General features: G+C 47.7%; 15 protein-coding genes. 1 reads left to right on the plus strand and 14 read right to left on the minus strand.

The window, feature by feature from the left end; translation table 11 throughout:
- Positions 1 to 218 precede the first annotated feature (218 nt).
- The 12 genes from NYE70_RS25195 to NYE70_RS25250 form a co-directional block, all read right to left on the minus strand.
- Positions 219 to 3,926: a cellulase family glycosylhydrolase gene (locus tag NYE70_RS25195; protein ID WP_341048824.1), complete on the minus strand. Its 3,708-nt coding sequence runs from the start codon at positions 3,924 to 3,926 to the stop codon at positions 219 to 221.
- A gap of 619 nt (positions 3,927 to 4,545) precedes the next feature.
- A complete protein-coding gene (locus NYE70_RS25200) occupies positions 4,546 to 5,673 on the minus strand; it encodes a response regulator (RefSeq protein WP_341048826.1) in 1,128 nt (375 codons plus the stop codon).
- A gap of 249 nt (positions 5,674 to 5,922) precedes the next feature.
- The gene (locus NYE70_RS25205; RefSeq protein ID WP_341048828.1) at positions 5,923 to 6,573 is read right to left on the minus strand and encodes a hypothetical protein; all 651 of its coding nucleotides are present in this window, start codon (positions 6,571 to 6,573) and stop codon (positions 5,923 to 5,925) included.
- A 34-nt stretch (positions 6,574 to 6,607) separates the two neighbouring features.
- Positions 6,608 to 6,817, minus strand: coding sequence for a helix-turn-helix domain-containing protein (locus NYE70_RS25210; protein WP_213654347.1), 210 nt, complete (start codon positions 6,815 to 6,817; stop codon positions 6,608 to 6,610).
- A gap of 10 nt (positions 6,818 to 6,827) precedes the next feature.
- Positions 6,828 to 7,322: a DUF2975 domain-containing protein gene (locus NYE70_RS25215; RefSeq protein WP_341048829.1), complete on the minus strand. Its 495-nt coding sequence runs from the start codon at positions 7,320 to 7,322 to the stop codon at positions 6,828 to 6,830.
- 160 nt (positions 7,323 to 7,482) lie between these two features.
- Positions 7,483 to 7,902: a Na+/H+ antiporter subunit G gene (locus NYE70_RS25220; RefSeq protein ID WP_211022435.1), complete on the minus strand. Its 420-nt coding sequence runs from the start codon at positions 7,900 to 7,902 to the stop codon at positions 7,483 to 7,485.
- Positions 7,886 to 8,167, minus strand: coding sequence for a Na(+)/H(+) antiporter subunit F1 (locus NYE70_RS25225; protein ID WP_211022436.1), 282 nt, complete (start codon positions 8,165 to 8,167; stop codon positions 7,886 to 7,888). Before NYE70_RS25225 ends, NYE70_RS25220 begins: the two co-directional genes overlap by 17 nt.
- Positions 8,164 to 8,643 carry a Na+/H+ antiporter subunit E gene (locus NYE70_RS25230; protein WP_341048831.1) on the minus strand — a complete coding sequence of 160 codons (480 nt, stop codon included), beginning with the start codon at positions 8,641 to 8,643 and terminating at the stop codon, positions 8,164 to 8,166. Before NYE70_RS25230 ends, NYE70_RS25225 begins: the two co-directional genes overlap by 4 nt.
- A 14-nt stretch (positions 8,644 to 8,657) precedes the next feature.
- Positions 8,658 to 10,133 carry a Na+/H+ antiporter subunit D gene (locus NYE70_RS25235; protein WP_341048832.1) on the minus strand — a complete coding sequence of 492 codons (1,476 nt, stop codon included), beginning with the start codon at positions 10,131 to 10,133 and terminating at the stop codon, positions 8,658 to 8,660.
- Positions 10,126 to 10,464 (minus strand): Na(+)/H(+) antiporter subunit C, encoded by a 339-nt coding sequence (locus NYE70_RS25240; RefSeq protein ID WP_211022439.1) that lies wholly within the window; start codon positions 10,462 to 10,464, stop codon positions 10,126 to 10,128. Before NYE70_RS25240 ends, NYE70_RS25235 begins: the two co-directional genes overlap by 8 nt.
- Before the next feature lies 1 nt (position 10,465).
- Positions 10,466 to 10,888 carry a Na(+)/H(+) antiporter subunit B gene (locus tag NYE70_RS25245; protein ID WP_211022440.1) on the minus strand — a complete coding sequence of 141 codons (423 nt, stop codon included), beginning with the start codon at positions 10,886 to 10,888 and terminating at the stop codon, positions 10,466 to 10,468.
- Positions 10,875 to 13,286 carry a Na+/H+ antiporter subunit A gene (locus NYE70_RS25250; protein WP_341048834.1) on the minus strand — a complete coding sequence of 804 codons (2,412 nt, stop codon included), beginning with the start codon at positions 13,284 to 13,286 and terminating at the stop codon, positions 10,875 to 10,877. Before NYE70_RS25250 ends, NYE70_RS25245 begins: the two co-directional genes overlap by 14 nt.
- A 124-nt stretch (positions 13,287 to 13,410) precedes the next feature.
- Here NYE70_RS25250 and NYE70_RS25255 point away from each other — a divergent pair, with 124 nt between their 5' ends.
- Positions 13,411 to 14,094, plus strand: a complete 684-nt coding sequence (locus NYE70_RS25255; RefSeq protein ID WP_211022442.1) for a universal stress protein — start codon at positions 13,411 to 13,413, stop codon at positions 14,092 to 14,094.
- A 98-nt stretch (positions 14,095 to 14,192) separates the two neighbouring features.
- Here the strand turns inward: NYE70_RS25255 and NYE70_RS25260 are convergent, their stop codons facing one another.
- Together NYE70_RS25260 and NYE70_RS25265 are read right to left on the minus strand one after the other, a co-directional pair.
- Positions 14,193 to 14,756 carry a tyrosine-type recombinase/integrase gene (locus NYE70_RS25260; RefSeq protein ID WP_211022443.1) on the minus strand — a complete coding sequence of 188 codons (564 nt, stop codon included), beginning with the start codon at positions 14,754 to 14,756 and terminating at the stop codon, positions 14,193 to 14,195.
- A 150-nt stretch (positions 14,757 to 14,906) separates the two neighbouring features.
- Positions 14,907 to 16,025: a response regulator gene (locus NYE70_RS25265; protein ID WP_290407275.1), complete on the minus strand. Its 1,119-nt coding sequence runs from the start codon at positions 16,023 to 16,025 to the stop codon at positions 14,907 to 14,909.
- Positions 16,026 to 16,225 lie beyond the last annotated feature (200 nt).

Genomic DNA, 16,225 nt, shown 5'->3' on the forward strand with positions numbered 1-16,225 from the left:
AATTCAATTTATTTTTCAAAATAAATGCTCTCCTTGTGTTGACGTACCTTAATAATTCCAAGCAGCAGACATTAATAAAGCCCTTAACAGATGTAGAACAATTTGATGACAGAACCCACCTTTAAAATGTCGCTAATACTAGAACCCCTGGCCTCATAGGCCAAGGGTTCTTCCTGCTCTTCCCCATTCTCCGATGACGCGGTCGCTATTTCATTACTTTAGAAATTTACCTGAAAGTTCGTCATGTTCAATGTACCGGCAGTCACGCTCTCCCCGGTTCCGGGATATACCTTGAATTCGATGGCCCGGATGTCGGTTGGGTCCGAGAGCGGTGCATTATTTACCCAGTTCGTAGTTTTTGATTTCCATATGGAAGCATTGAACGCGTATTCGACGTCGACGGATTCCCCGGCCCCGATGACCCGTTCGACGGAAGGATCGGTTGCAGTTTGGCCCCCCGTCTCTTCCCAAATCCAATCGGTGCCGGTCCGCAATACCAACGAAACATGGATCGGCTTGGTTCCTGAGTTCGTCAGGGTACAGGACACGCTTCCATAGCTGGACCAGTCATCTCCTTTTCCAAGGCCGGGCCTGGTTTCGGTAGCGACTCCAGCTGATATGTTATCGCTTAAGGTAACAGCGTAATTTACATAGATGGTTTCACCATTTAACCCGCTTGAAATGCTCCCCGTAAAAGCCGAATCCACAAAGTTCCAAGGATAGTAGCTTGCCGTCTTGGGGCGGTTCATTTCCGCAATCTCAGCCGCATAGGCACCGGCCGGCAAATCAAAGCTTACGGAATGCAGTTGAAGACTCCCCATCAGATTGCCGCCTCCCCCTTGAACTCTAAAAATAATCCGGTTCACCTCCTTATTCGTCAACCCCGTTAAAGGAACCGTGGCCATCAAGGTCGTTTTTGCAGGGATTTTGATATACTGGCCAAGTTCCACCCACTTCCAGGCCCCGTCTTTCACGATTGGCTGAAGCTGAATTTCAACCGGGTTGGGATTGGTCAGGATGAGGTTCATATTGCTGTACGAACTCCAATTCGCCGCCGGGCTTGGATCCAGTTGAATGCTCGGGTAGTTCTCGGCCTGAAGGTTGAAGCTCATGCTTAACCCGCCGTTCTCAAGCGGAGCAAGCTGTGCTACGGTCGGAGTTGTCGGCTCATCCTCCCCGTTGATTCCTACATACCAGTCTGTATAGTCGTCGATGATTCCCGGATCCATAGGCTGAAGCTGTCCCGGGGCGCCGGTGGTCACCGTCACCGCGTTACTTGCTGACGATACATTCCCTGCGTCGTCAAAAGCTTTTACCGTGAACGTATAAGCTGTGTTCCCTTCCAACCCGGAAGCTGTATAACTAGTTGCGGTAGCCGTACCGATGAGAGAGGTTCCATTGTTGTATACATAATAACCTGCTACGCCAATGTCATCCGTCGATGCCGTCCACGACAGGCGGGCGGTTGTGATGCCGGGAACTACGGATAGGCCGGACGGCGCGGTGGGAGCAGTTTGGTCGTTGCTGTTCATCGTCGTTACACTTGCCTGGTTGCTGGCCGCGGATAAATTACCTGCGGCATCGACCGCTTTTACGGTGAAGGCATAGTTCGTATTGGCTTTCAGCCCTGTAACCGTATAGGTCGTCGAAGTGGTGATGTCCACTAATACTCCGTCCTTGTACACGTTATAGCCGGTGACACCTACATTATCTGTCGATGCCGTCCAGGTGAGCGCTACGGTAGAATAGGTTGGCGATGTGCCCGACAAGTTCTTAGGCTGTGATGGTGCCTGGTTGTCGGAGGTTCCGCCACCAAAAACCGAGCTGATCTCCGACGTGGCCTTTATGCCGTTAGGGCCGTTGATGATGGCATTTCCTTGCTCGGTGTAGCTGGTACCCGCCCAATCATTCGACATGTCGAGATACTCCAGCCCTGAGCCGTTTCCTTTCCATGACCATCCGAGATAACCGACATTCTTCTCCTCGCTGTAGCTCATAATCGTCGCTTCATCCACGTCACCGTTCGTATGCTTGATTCCGAATTCACCGATGACGAGCGCGAGGTTCTTGTTCAAGACATTATCGATATTGTTCTTAACGGTGGTTGCGTTGCCTCCCGCATACTCGTACATATGGATTGAGAACATGGTGTTTTTGAGTGGATCGGAGTTAAATACCTGGGTCCCGTAATCGAATACCGATTGCGGATATTGCCCCCACCCTGCGCTGTCTACCATAATAGTGTTCTTAATGCCGGCATTGCGAAGCTTCGGAATTACGGATGTGTAGCCTTGGGCCCATCCTGCGCCATCCCAGGTGCCAAACCATTCGTTGGCTATATTCAGGATGACCGTCTTTTCTTTTCCGATCAATGCGCTTTTCATTTCAATCCAATAATTCGCGATGTTATCCAGTACCGCCTGGCTGTCCGAGCCCGTTCCGTCATGGACTTCAAGCACCGCGACTAACTTGTTTTGTTCACATAAAGTAATGATGCTCTGGATCGCGGAAAGACTATCCTTGGTCCACTGCTGTCCGTCCGAAAGAACGATTCTTACCGTGTTGGCTCCGGTTGCAGCTATAGCGGGAATAGCTACGGAGAGCTGATCCTTGTACCATGTATGCGCATGATTTACGCCTCTCATCACAAAAGGATTCCCGTTAGCGTCATAAAGCGTCGTGCCTTCAATATAAAATCCTGTGTTGTTTGACGAGGCAGGGTTCGTTGTAATCGTTAGCGGGTTGCTTGCGGATGATGCATTTCCGGCGGCATCCCTGGCTTTTACCGTAAAGCTATATGTCGTGTTCGCCGTCAGTCCTGTTACTGTAAAACTTGTGGTCGTACTCGAGCCTGCCAAAGCCGTTCCACGATAGATATCATAACCAGCCACACCTACATCGTCGGTAGAAGCCGTCCATGACAGGCTCACTGTCGTATCGGTTTTTGCGGGGCTCGAAAGATTAGCAGGCACGGTAGGTGCCGTGGTATCCGGCGTCGTTGTTGTAACCGGCGTAAACTTCCACTTCTGCTGGGGATTCCCGTTGTCGGTCCATTGCTGTACATTTGCCCCATCCTGAGTATAGCCTCCGACTACATCCAAAGCTTTGCCGCTGGACTGAACGATCAGCTTATAATATCCGCCGCCGACGTCCGTAATTTTCCACTTCTGATTTGACTGGCCGCTGGCGCTCCATTGCTGAACATTCGCTCCGTCATTGCTCTGCGATCCCGCTACTTCCAACACCTTGCCGCTGGCTTGGGAGATCAACTGGTAGTATCCGTTTCCGACATCGATGACTTTCCACTGTTGCCGGGGCAGGTTGTTATCGGTCCATTGATGCACATTGGCCCCATCTGCCGCAGCACCCTCGGCTACCTCCAGATTTTTTCCGCTATGCTGGGCTGTAAGTTTATATATCGTACCGGATACAATATCATTCTGCGGTATTTCCGGCTCCCCGCCTCCCGCAAGCACTTGGAAATCCCAAAGGGAATATCCCCATTGCGTTCCTCTTTCTGTCCCATACATTCTTACATATCGAGCGGATTTCGCATCAAAAGAAATGGAGTCGATGCCGCCGTTTCCCGAGGTTGTAGCATACACCGTGTCCCATTGATTATTATCCATGGACGTTTGAATCTGATACGATTTGCCATAGGCCGTCTCCCAGTTCAGTAAAACACCGTTAATCTCCGTAACTGCGCCGAGATCAACGCTGATCCATTGCGGATCGGAATAATTGGACGACCATCTGGTTGAAGTATTTCCGTCAAACGCCCTGTCCGAGGTTTTATCGTTGTCCTCTACCGAACTTGCGGTTGCGGCTTTATTCAGAGCCACATTGGTTGCTGCCTTAACGCTCATGGACGGCAACACGCTAAATATCATTCCAAAGATAAGCATGCAGGCTAAAATCTTTTTCATGAATAGACCTCCTATTCGGATATATAAAAATTCAAATCGAAGCCTCGCTAATTTCCCCCTTGCTATAAGGTTTACAACAGAAAGCGCTTTCTTGTTTAAAAGAAGCAATTGACGATGGTGGAGTGTAGGTTGCATCAGGTCATTGTAAACGTGGTGGAAAATCTGCAATACTTCTGCTGGAATCACAGTTGCAGACGGAAGGTTCACGTGGAGTTCATTCATGCTGAGAATGGGAATGTTGTAGGACGAAGATTAATGCTTTTGAGGATTAACGGCGTGTAACAAGTTTCGTCGTCGGAAACCACCCCCTTCATAACAAATTTTCATAATCATACAAATAAAACGGTTACAAAAAGCGAGGCGTTTTACTAAAATTATTCATTTTAGTATCCTCACTTTATTATTTGTTATCATAATTGTCAATGTGCTGAAATAACAAAGTGATAAAAATTATTGAAAACGAATGTTGCAAAGCACTCAAATAAAAAAGCACCGGCCTTTGGCCGATGCTTTTTTTGCTGCCTGGAGCAGCTTATTTCATTTTTTCGAAACTCTTAGATAAGACCGGATTTCTCTAACAGCCGCTTTAGGATCGAGGCGCAGATCGAGATCGAAATCCTTAATATAGACGCATATTTATATATAGCTGCTTTAATGTTGCCGGAGGCTCCACACCCAGCTCTTCTATGAAATTCGCCTTCATCCTCTCGTAATGTAGCAAAAAGGCAGTTCGATCCTGCAAGCCGATATAGGCTCTCAGGAGAATCTCATGGGCTTCCTCATCAAAGGGTACGTCGTAGAGCACCGACAGCAGAAGTTCAATCGTCTCATGATAATGGCCCTGATCAAAATGCCATCTGGCGACTCTTTTTGCAAGACACGCATAGTGTCGGGACATCCTCTCCCGCTCCGCCTCACACCACGGGTAATCGCGGCTTCCGAAGAGCGGTCCCCTGTACAGTTGAATTACTTTTATTGCCACCTCAACATGGCGAGGATTTAACTCATTCATATCCACAGCGGCTTGCTCAAACATCACGTAATCGCACGGAGCGTCACATTCCATCCGGTAGAACCCGCGCTGGGAAGAGATACGCACTCCAATTCCGCCATCTCTCAACGTCTTCTTCATCCGGTACACGGCCATATGCAGATTTTGATTCAGCTTCTCCGAAGATATAATTCCCGGCCACAGACTGTCGCAAAGAGTCCACTTTGAAATATTCGTGTTTCGATGGACCAGTAAATAGGCAAATAGCTCTTCCGCCTTGGCGGTAGGAAAGCGGATGGGTTCCGTTTGCTCTGCCGGGTACACCTCGAAGCCTCCGAGGCATACGATGCGGGAAGGAGCTTGTCCTGATTCTGACACTGCAGCGACGTTACCCTTCTTTCTTTTTACTACTCTATCTATGGTCCGATACAGCAACTCCGGCTCCACCGGCTTAAGCAAATAGTCCAACGCATGGACGCGAAACGCCTCCAAAGCATACTGATGATAAGCCGTAATAAATACGATCTCCACGTCTTCCAGCAGCTCCAATATGCGCGACGCTATCTCCAATCCGTTCATCCCCGGCATCTCGATATCCAGAAACACGATATCCGGTCCAAGCTCCTTTGCATCCCTAAGCATCTCCGAAGGATCCGTGTAGGCACCGACCACTTGCACATCGTTTCTTTCCCCGACCAGCTTGTTCAGTACATTCAATGAAGGACGCTCATCATCAAGCAATACAGCCCTTAACATCGTACGTCACTAATTTCCTGAGAAAACTGAAACGCCCTGCTTAGAAGACTTGGCGCGAAGTTGGACACTTGTCCACTCCCCTTCCGAATATGAATGTACTCCTCTTTCCATACCGTACCCTGATTTGGGTCAAAACAATCATCCGTTCAGGTTCCTTGATCGGAAAACTATTATATCAAATTTTAAATAAATATCGATAGTCATCAACAAAACTCCTTGACCCATCAGCGTGGCTGACAGACCAAGGAGTTACCGGTGCAAGACTTCCCGATTATTTACGTCAAAGGTGATTTCGCCGCCCGAATGCCTCGCGAAGAAATGCTTCCTTCTCCCCGGAGATTCATGCACGCAATCGCTGATGAGACTTGCTTGATAGTCTTTCACCCTGCCTTCAAAGATTAGTTGAAAATTCCCGGCATACGGCAGCTCGCTTGGTTCAAGCAAGGACGGATCTTTGTCAAAATAAAGGACCCTTCCCCTCTTCAGAACAGAAGCCACAAACTGTGAACAGAAGAAAGCATGCTTTCGCACGACCGGTTTCTGAACCATTACGCCAAATAATCCTATGAAATTATAACGGTAGCGTTCCCTCTGCACGTAGATCTCTTGAACAAACCGACGCATGATTTGATATTCTTCCTTGGTTACGGTTAAAGAATAGACAGCACAATCCGCTTGCATAAACAGAACGGAGCGAAGATCCTCCCGTACGAACCCTCCTATAAAAGGATTTCTCTCCGTCTTTCTCCCAAAACTATATACCTCGGTTAATGCTGCATCAAAAGCGATAGAGGCATGATTATAGCGCTGTCCGGTATAAGACTTAATCATCCGGTTTAATACCGTTCCCGTATCCGTCAAAAGGAGATATATCTTTCGTTCTCCGGTCAATATCCTCACTTCAACTTACATCCTTTCACCCCTATGGGCCTTTCTATTCCTCGCTCTGGTATTCCAAAATATCTCCGGGCTGACAGTCCAAAGCCTGACAAATTGCTTCCAGCGTTGAAAAGCGAATTGCCTTGGCCTTGCCGTTCTTCAAAATAGAAAGGTTCGCCATTGTAATTCCGACTTTCTCCGAAAGCTCCGTTACGCTCATTTTCCGCTTAGCCAGCATCACGTCAACATTGATTATAATCGCCATTATATTCACCTCAGACCGTTAAATCATTTTCCGATTTGATGTCGATCGCATTCTTTAACAGCTTTTGAAGCACCGCCGCGAAGACCGCAATCACGAAGGATGCAAAAATAATGACCAAGCCGATGACAATGATCCCCGGAGCGTCGTCCTTCTCGGCCATCAAATAGAGGAAAGGCTCGCTTGCCGCAAACAGGATACTGATGGCGAAGGCGCAATATTTAATTTTCTTTAAAGTTCCGACGGCCAATTCGGAGAAAGCCTGATTCTTGTCGATATAGCTTAACAGCTTAAATGCCTGAATTAAGGCAAAGAAGAACGGGATCACCGAGACGTAAATCACGATAAATACCGGATACACCCAATAGGGAGAAAAGTAATCTGCCGCTTCTTTAACGATCTGTGGCAGTCCAAAGATGCACAAGGCAAGCACCGGGAGCCCGACCAGAACAACAACGGCCTTTAAAAAGAGTGTTTCTCGCTTCACAAAAAAAGCACCTCGCTTCATTTATCGATAATTTGATTATACACACTATTTATCGTTATTCAATAAATAGTTGTTAATTATCATGATATTATTATCGATAAATCATCAATTCATAATGATTTAAAAAGGGCACCGAATTCATCAATATGGCTGATGAACCCGATGCCCTCATGCCGGTGCTTCAGTTTGTGGGTAGTGGTTTACTTCCTTGCTCCACTTCGTCCGTCAGATCTTCCGAATCTAACTCCATATTCTCATTCTCCATATAATAGTCCTTCAACTCGTCTTGAACCGTACTCTCGGTCATCGGCACGTGGTGCCGGTAGGCCGACCGACAGATCATATGCGCAGCCACCGGAGCCGTCAGGAATACAAAGAAGATTCCCAGAATGAGGCGGATGCTGAAATAACCGTCGGAGATTAAAAAGTACAGCAAGGTTCCAAGCAGCGCGCACAACACGCCGAGCGTAGAACTTTTAGATGCAGCATGAGATCTTGTATATACATCCGGCAACCGGACATTCCCGATCGCGCTGATCAGACTGAAGATCGCCCCGATCAGGATCAGGACAGCTCCGATGACTTCACCGCTTCCGCTCAATGACAACACCCCTCTCCAGGAATTTGGCAAAGGCGGTCGTCCCTATAAAGGATAAAATTCCGATGAGCAGGATTAGATCAAAGAAAGCATGCGTGTGAAAAAGGACGGAGAATACCGCGATACTGGCAATGATATTGATGCCGACCGAATCCAGCGCCTGCACTCGATCCGCACTGGACGGCCCTTTCACGATCCGGTACAGATTAGCCATGATCGCCAGCACCAGCAAGCATAAAGCAATAACCAAGATTGTCTCGAATATCATTTTCTTGTCACATCCTTTATTGCTTTTTCGAATATAGCCTTTGATTTTAGAACAGATTCTTTAGAGTCAGGCATATTCAGGCCATGAATATACAACATCTTCGAATCGGCGGATACTTCCATGACGACCGAGCCGGGAGTTAAGCAAATCAGCAAGGACAGCAGCGTAATCTCCAGGTCCCCTTCTAAATCGGTCTCTACCTTAAAAATCCCCGGCTTTACATCCAGCTTGGGCTGAAGCACATGCTTCATGACCATGATGGAGGAAGTAAACAATTCGTGGATGAATATCACGAACAGCTTGCCGACAGCCGCTAACGTAAATAAATAATACGGCTTCTTAAAAAACCGTCGCATGAAGAATAAAATAATCAAGCCGACAAAATAGCCGCTGATGAAGTTGAGAACACTCGTCTCATCCTGGAGAAACATCCATAAATACGCGATGAATATATTGAGCAAAACCTGAATGGGCATAGCATTCTCCCCCTTTAGTCAAACACGGCTTGAATATAGAGACTCGGATTCAACAACTCCTCGGCAGCTTGGGCCACATAGCCCGCAATGCCTTCCGCTCCGATCCCGAGGGCGAGGCTGACGACGGTGAGCAGAACAATCGGAAGAATCAAGCCTTTCGTCGTCCCCAGCTCCTCCTCTTCGCTCAGCTTCATTTCACCCCAGAAAGCATTCATGAACAGTTTCATCATAGAGTAGAGGATGAACAAGCTGGCAACGAGCCCGATGGCCCCAAGCCAAAAGTAACCTCCCTCAAACGTACCGCGGGTAATGAAGACTTTACCGAGGAATCCGCTAAGCGGCGGAATGCCTACCATTGACAATGCGGCAATGAAGAACATCCAGCCCAGCCCGGGGTGCCGCCGGATCAAGCCGCTGATTTCCTTCAAGTCGCTGGTTCCGGTCAAATGAATCACCGTACCGCCGATCAAGAAGATGAGCGCCTTGATGATCATGTCGTGGATCAAATAATAAATCGACCCGGTGATGCCGGCCGAGGTTAGGGAGACGAGGCCTGCCATAATAAAACCGACGCTAATGACGACATTGTAGGTCAGTATCTTTTTCAAATCCCAGAAGCCTATCGCCCCAAGCCCGCCTAAGATCATCGTGAGCGCAGCCAATATACCGATGAACCAATGGGTAATCTGCGGTTCGTGATAGAAGATCAGCGTAAACATACGGAAGATCGCATAAATCCCTACTTTGGTCAACAATGCGGCAAAGATAGCGGCGATCGCCGTCGGGGGAACACTATAGGAGCCCGGAAGCCAGAAGAATAACAGCAACCCCGCCTTTAGCGCGAAAACGATCAAGAATAAAAAGGCAACGGTAGTGATAAGTCCGTCCTGACCCACCTCGGCAATCTTGAGAGACAAGTCGGCAAGGTTCAAGGTGCCCGTGATCGAGTATAGATAAGCAACCCCCATCAGGAAGAAGGCCGATGAAATAATGTTCGTGAAGATATATTTTAGAGACTCCCGAAGCTGTCTCTTCTCGCCGCCAAAGGTAATCAACACGTAAGAAGACACCAGGAACAGTTCAAAGAAGACGTACAGATTAAATAAATCCCCGGTTAAGAACGAGCCATTGACCCCCGTCACCAGGAACAGGAACAACGGATAGAAGTAAAGCTTCTGCTGCTTCCTGCCCATCGTCGGGAAAGCATAGATCAGACAACATAAAGCAACGATGGACGTGGCGAGCAGCAGCAATGCGCTGAACATATCTCCAACAAAACTGATGCCATACGGGGCCTCCCAGCCGCCCAGCTGCAACGTTTGGATCCCGTGATGATGAATCTGATTGATTAATAGAACAGAGACGGCTGTCGTAGCGAGCAAGGCAATCAAGCTAAGCACCCGCTGAAGCTTGATATTGGTATGAAAAATAATGAGTACCATGCCCATGATTAACGGGAGGACAACCGGTGCGATCAATAAATTATTCATGCTCCTCCCCCCTTAGCTGTTCCAAATCATCGGTCCCGAAGCCCTGATAAGCACGATAGCACAGAACCAGTACCAATGCGGTCACGGCAAAGTTGATGACGATAGCCGTCAGCACCAAGGCTTGGGGAAGAGCATCCGTGAAGTCCGTAATTTTTTCCCCAAGTAGCGGAGCAGCCCCTGTCTTCAACCCGCCGGAAGTAATGATTAACAGATTAACGGCATGACCAATGATGGATGTCCCCAGGACAATCCGCAAGAGATGTCTCGATAAGATCAAATAAGTGCCGATCGTGACTAAGATCCCGACCAGGATGACGATTAAGGTATCCATATTAGCGGTCCTCACTTATGCTCAGAATAATATTGACCGCAGTGCCTATAACCGCCAAGGCAACCCCTGTATCAAAGATCAAGGCGGACGCAAGCTCAGTCTTTCCGAAAATCGGCAAATTGAAATAGTCGAACGCCTGGGTCAAAAAAGGCTTACCGAAGATGACGGACGTCATCCCTGTCCCGATGGCAATCAGCACGCCGATGGCAGCGAGTTTCTTGAAATCCATCCGGATATTCTCCCTGACCTTATCGATGCCAAAAGAAAGATATAGAAGAACAATCGCCGCTGCCGTGCTCAGCCCGCCAATGAAGCCCCCGCCGGGATGATGATGGCCGTTCATGAATAGATAGAACGAGAAGGTCAAAATGATCACAACGGCTACCCGGGTTACACTTTGCAAGATGACATCATTCTGCTTCATGTTCTTTCCCCCTTTTAGAACGTTGACGAATCAATACGTATACGCCCAGTCCGGCAATCGCTAATACCGATATTTCCAGCATCGTATCGAAGCCGCGGAAATCGACCAGGATTGCGTTTACTATATTTTTGGCGCCGGCCAGCTTGTATGAATTTTCAAAAAACGAGGTGATCGGCTCGAATAACTTATGACCATTCGCGGACAATCCCAGAACGGTTACCGTCAGGCCGACCGCGATCGAGATGAATAAATTCGTCCATTTAAACGAAAGGCGTTCCATGCTTTTCTTCAGCTTCGGCAAGTGATAGAAGCACAGCAAGAACAGTACCGTGGTCACCGTCTCTACAACCATCTGGGTCAATGCCAGATCCGGAGCCCGGAAGATCACAAAGAACATGGAAACCATATAGCCTAACGCCCCAAGGGCAACAATGGCTACGATTCGATTACCTGCTAATAGCACCGTTAATGCGGAGATGATCATACAGATCACCAGCCCGGCATCAAACACACTAATCATCGCATTATTGGAGAAATCGAAACGGAGCCCATAGAACCATAAGAGCGAGCCCATCAATAACAGGACGAAGAATACGAAAATATAGAGCAAGTAGTGTCGCAGCGAACCCGTCATATACCGGTTGGTCAACGAAGCCGACCATCGCTCGGCACCCGATAATCCTTCATTGAAAAAGTGATTTAGCGTCAGGTTCTGCGGGAATTTACGGGCCGCAGGGAGCCAACGCTTCTTGGCCATATAGAGCAGGCCCCCGAGGAGAATCACGCCGATCGTCATGAGCAGCTCATAGTTCACGCCATGCCAAGCGCTGATCTTCAGATCGTAAGAAGAGACGGTCATCATAGGCAGAACTGCGCTTAATGCCGGGGTAAGGATATATTTGCCCAGCACATTCGGGAAGAAGAAGATCAGCAAGACAAGCAGGCCAAGCACAATCGGAGCGATCAGCATGCCGATCGGCGCCTCATGCACCTTGCGGTTCAGGCGTTCAGGGTGATATTTTCCCCCGAAGGTTTTAAACACGAAGATCATGCAATACACAAAGGTAAGAATGCTGGCAACCCAGGCAATGATCGGGAAGAGCGTACCTATGCTATTCAGGCCGAATACGCCTGCTTTGGATACATCGAGCACCGCCGCAAAGAACATTTCCTTACTGAGAAAGCCGTTGAACGGCGGTAACCCGGCCATGGACAGGCCTCCGACCAGCGCAATCGTGAACGTGATCGGCATCACATGCATCAATCCGCCTAAATAGCGAATATCCCGCCGGCCTGTCTCATGGTCGATGATGCCGACCACCATAAACAGACTTCCTTTAAAGGTAGAATGATTAAACAAATGGAAGAGAGCCGCAAACGTAGCTACGGTAAACACGGTTCCGCTCTCGCCGGGGCCGAAATAGACGGCCAGGGAACCGATCCCGAGCAGGCTCATGATTAAGCCTAGCTGGCTAATGGTCGAATAGGCCAAGAGCGGCTTCAAATCCGTCTGCCGCAAGGCGGTCAATGAACCATATAGCAGCGTAATGATCCCGACGCCGGATACTAACCAGAACCAGACCGGGCTGCCGCCGAAGACGGGCGTCATTCTTGCTACCAAATAAATGCCGGCTTTAACCATCGTGGCCGAGTGGAGATAACTGCTTACAGGAGTTGGCGCCTCCATCGCGTCCGGCAGCCAAATGCTGAACGGAAATTGCGCCGACTTCGTAAAGGCCCCTAACAGGATGCATAGCATGGCAGGAATAAACAGCGAATGTCCCTGGATAACCTCCATATTCGCAATCAATTCCCGAATGCTATACGTGTCCGCCATCATGATCAGCATAATGAAGCCGGCCAGCAGACCGAAACCGCCAAACACCGTAATCAGCATAGATTTCATAGCGCCTTGCCTGGAGCTTTTCCGCTCGTACCAATAGGAAATTAACAAGAAGGAAGATACGCTCGTCAGCTCCCAGAACCCGTAAAAGGCCAACAAGTGATCCGAGAACACCAATCCCAGCATGGCTCCCATAAACATCAGCAGGTAAATATAGAAGTTATGGAGCGCTTCCCGTACCTTGGACATATAAAAAATAGAATAAAGTATGACCAGAGCTCCGACGCCTGAAATCAGCAGACCGAACAGCAGGCCAAGACCGTCGACATAGGACGTGATATGAATACCGAAAGACGGAATCCAGGAGAACGTATATTCAAAAGTCTCTCCGGATGAAACAGCGGGTATAAATCGCAGCAAATAGATCAGGATAGATAATGGGACGACTAGCACGAACCAGCCCGTATGAACCTGGCGGTTCAAATATTTATACAAAAAGGGAACTATACACGCAAAGATAAACGGCAGAAAAATAAAGAGATATAATGTATTCACCGCACTCCTCCTCGCTAACCAATCAAATCCTCTTAAATACCGTTTGACTCTTGAGGTGACTTCTACTATAGTCTTACATAGTTTAAATAAGCTCCATTATTAACCTTGAGGTGAATGATTTAAAATGGATAATCTGTTCAATGAGAGCATACTTGTCTGCGTTTATTATGGGCCGAACGGAGAAAGATTACTCAAGCGCGGCTGCAAAATCGCCAATATGCTCCAGGCTCCGCTCTATGTTTTGACCATTGATCCGAAGCCGTTTGATGAATTGGATGCCGAGAAAACTTTTTATATCGAGAAATGGAAAGAGTTCGCCCATTCCCACCCTACGGCTCAATTCATAATGAAGGATAACGAACACCGTCCCGTGTCCAAGGTCATTGCCGAAGTAGCCAGAGAACATCAGGTTACGCAAATTATTTTGGGCCAGACGGCGCATAGCCGATGGGAACAAATTACGAAGGGGTCGATTATCAATTCGTTGGTGCGTGACATCCCCTTTGTCGACTTGCACATCGTTTCCGTCGCCCGTCATATCCGGGATGAAGAAGGACTGTATGAAAAGGGCGTTCGCGCCTATTTAGTTCAGGACGGAGACCAGTATCAGATTAGCTTTAACCATGATAAAGATACTCTATATGAAGGTATTTTCTTCAAAGAAGCCGATACGGACTTCGATAATGGTATCTTTCGCTTTATGAAAGACGCGGAAACGCTGCAGGTTCTTGTTATAGATGGGGTTGTTACGGAATTGAAGAATGTAGATATTCAAACAACAATGAACCTGAACGACGCAGATAATTAAAATAAAATTAGAGGTCTATTCCGTACCTGTTATCCAATGCTCTCTACATATTGATGTGGGGAGTTTCTTATTTTTATTGGCGGATTTGACAATTCGATTTATAAGTCCACATCCACTTTGATAGGCAGGCCTTCGCTTTTATTCACGCCTAAGTACTTCAGCGTCTCTGCCGTAGAATGATGATTCAAAATCGATTTGATGATGGAAATGGCAATACCCCGATGGTACGCATGGTAACCGAACGTCTTCCTCAGCGTATGCGTCCCGATATTCTCCGAGATCCCAATCTCCCTTGCGGAATGATTAATAATCCGGTAGGCCTGCTGGCGGGTAATCGGGCCTCCATCCTTCTTGGATTTAAACAAATAATCATCCTCGTTCCAATCCTTACCGGACAAGTACTCATTTAAAACATCCCCGATCTTGCTGTTTAAGTAATAGGCCTTCTCCTCCCCTGTCTTCTCGTCCTTAATAAACAAAAACTGTCTCGGGCTCTGACCATCCCATACTTCCTGTACCGTAAGATTCAGCATATCCACAAGATTTAAACCCGTATTAATACCAAGTACAAACAGCAGCAAATCCCTGATGGAGTGCTTTCTCAGCTCCTCCTTCATCGCTTGAATGGTCTGCATGTCTCGAATCGGATTCACATATTGCACCGATAACCCCTCCGAATTGATGTTACTTAATTGTAGCTTAACATATATTAAGTAACATCACAAATGAGAATTGAATGAAAATGAGCAGGAAATATCCCTAAAAAAAATAAAAACGGCACCCTTTGGGTGCCTTAATTAAGGAAGATACGACTATGAATATATATCGGCGTGCATCTGTTTTAAAAATTCCGGAGGCTCTGCCCCCAGCTCCTCCATAAATGCTTTCTCCATCTTTTCATAATGGAATAGGAACGCTGTTCGATCTTGTAAAATCTTATATGTCCGTAAAAGGAGTTCATGCGCCTCTTCATCCAAAGGGACATGGCTGAGCAAAGTAAGAAGGACTTCGGCCGACTGCCGGTGTTGATCGTTTTCCAAATGCCGTTTGGCTATTTCCTTGGCGAGGCCGGCAAAATATCGGGACATTCTCTCACGTTCCGCCTCGCACCAGGCGTAGTCCCTATTTGCGAAGAGCGGACCTTTATACAAATCAAACGCTGTGGTTAAGGCTTCGGTAGTCTCTTTTTTTACATCCGCCATATTGGTCACTGCTTGCTCAAACAATACGTAATCGCAAATCTCATCGCAATCCATTCGGTAGAATCCCTTCTGGGAGGACATACGCACTTTGATTCCGCTGTCTCGCAGTGTTTTCTTCATCCGATGCATGTTCACATGCAATTTATGCTCGACCTTATCCGTAGATGCAACCTCCGGCCATAGACTGTCGCACAACGTCCATTTGGAAATCATCGTATTCCGGTGGATCAGGAAATAGGCAAACAGCTCTTCCGCCTTAACGGTAGGAAAACGAACGGGCTCCGTCTGTTCCCCTTCGTATATTTCAAACCCTCCAAAGCAAACAATCCGGGGTTCCGTTTCAGTCGCTGCAGGAGGTGTTGATGTTCCTTTTCTCTTCAATACTCTCTCTAGCGTACGATGCAGCATATCCGGCTCCACCGGCTTTACCAAGTAGTCAATCGCGCTTACGCGGAAAGCATCCAAGGCATACTGAGGATAGGCGGTAACAAAAATAATCTCGATATCCTCGCGCAGCTCCCGCAATCGGGCAGCCATTTGCAACCCGTTCATCTCCGGCATCTCAATATCCAGAAAGACGAGATCGGGCATCAGCCTGCTTACCTCGTTAAACATTTCCAATGGGTCTGTGTATGTTCCGACCACCTGTACAGCATGATGTTCCTCGATTAATTTACTCAACACCTTCAACGCGGGTCTTTCATCATCCAGCAATATAACCCTCAGCATGTTGCATCACGTAGCTCCTGATGAAATTGAATCGCTGTGCCTGGAAGCCTTAAATCAAAATAGGACACTCGTTCATTCCTCCCTGCTACTCTCTATGTTCGAACCGTTCCCCATTTTACTCACACAAATCACAATCTATTCAACTAAAATCGACAAAATATTACAATTTCAATTATAGCATGACATGTCTCCGCTAAGGT

The sequence above is a fragment of the Paenibacillus sp. FSL R5-0407 genome, from assembly GCF_038009185.1.
Taxonomy (GTDB): Bacteria; Bacillota; Bacilli; order Paenibacillales; family Paenibacillaceae; genus Fontibacillus; species Fontibacillus vini.

Excerpts from the sequence above, each read along its gene's own strand:
- NYE70_RS25195 (WP_341048824.1), bottom strand. The coding sequence starts at position 3,926 with ATGAAAAAGATTTTAGCCTGCATGCTTATCTTTGGAATGATATTTAGC.
- NYE70_RS25200 (WP_341048826.1), bottom strand. The coding sequence starts at position 5,673 with ATGTTAAGGGCTGTATTGCTTGATGATGAGCGTCCTTCATTGAATGTA.
- NYE70_RS25210 (WP_213654347.1), bottom strand. The coding sequence starts at position 6,817 with ATGGCGATTATAATCAATGTTGACGTGATGCTGGCTAAGCGGAAAATG.
- NYE70_RS25215 (WP_341048829.1), bottom strand. The coding sequence starts at position 7,322 with ATGAAGCGAGGTGCTTTTTTTGTGAAGCGAGAAACACTCTTTTTAAAG.
- NYE70_RS25225 (WP_211022436.1), bottom strand. The coding sequence starts at position 8,167 with ATGATATTCGAGACAATCTTGGTTATTGCTTTATGCTTGCTGGTGCTG.
- NYE70_RS25230 (WP_341048831.1), bottom strand. The coding sequence starts at position 8,643 with ATGCCCATTCAGGTTTTGCTCAATATATTCATCGCGTATTTATGGATG.
- NYE70_RS25235 (WP_341048832.1), bottom strand. The coding sequence starts at position 10,133 with ATGAATAATTTATTGATCGCACCGGTTGTCCTCCCGTTAATCATGGGC.
- NYE70_RS25240 (WP_211022439.1), bottom strand. The coding sequence starts at position 10,464 with ATGGATACCTTAATCGTCATCCTGGTCGGGATCTTAGTCACGATCGGC.
- NYE70_RS25245 (WP_211022440.1), bottom strand. The coding sequence starts at position 10,888 with ATGAAGCAGAATGATGTCATCTTGCAAAGTGTAACCCGGGTAGCCGTT.
- NYE70_RS25255 (WP_211022442.1), top strand. The coding sequence starts at position 13,411 with ATGGATAATCTGTTCAATGAGAGCATACTTGTCTGCGTTTATTATGGG.
- NYE70_RS25265 (WP_290407275.1), bottom strand. The coding sequence starts at position 16,025 with ATGCTGAGGGTTATATTGCTGGATGATGAAAGACCCGCGTTGAAGGTG.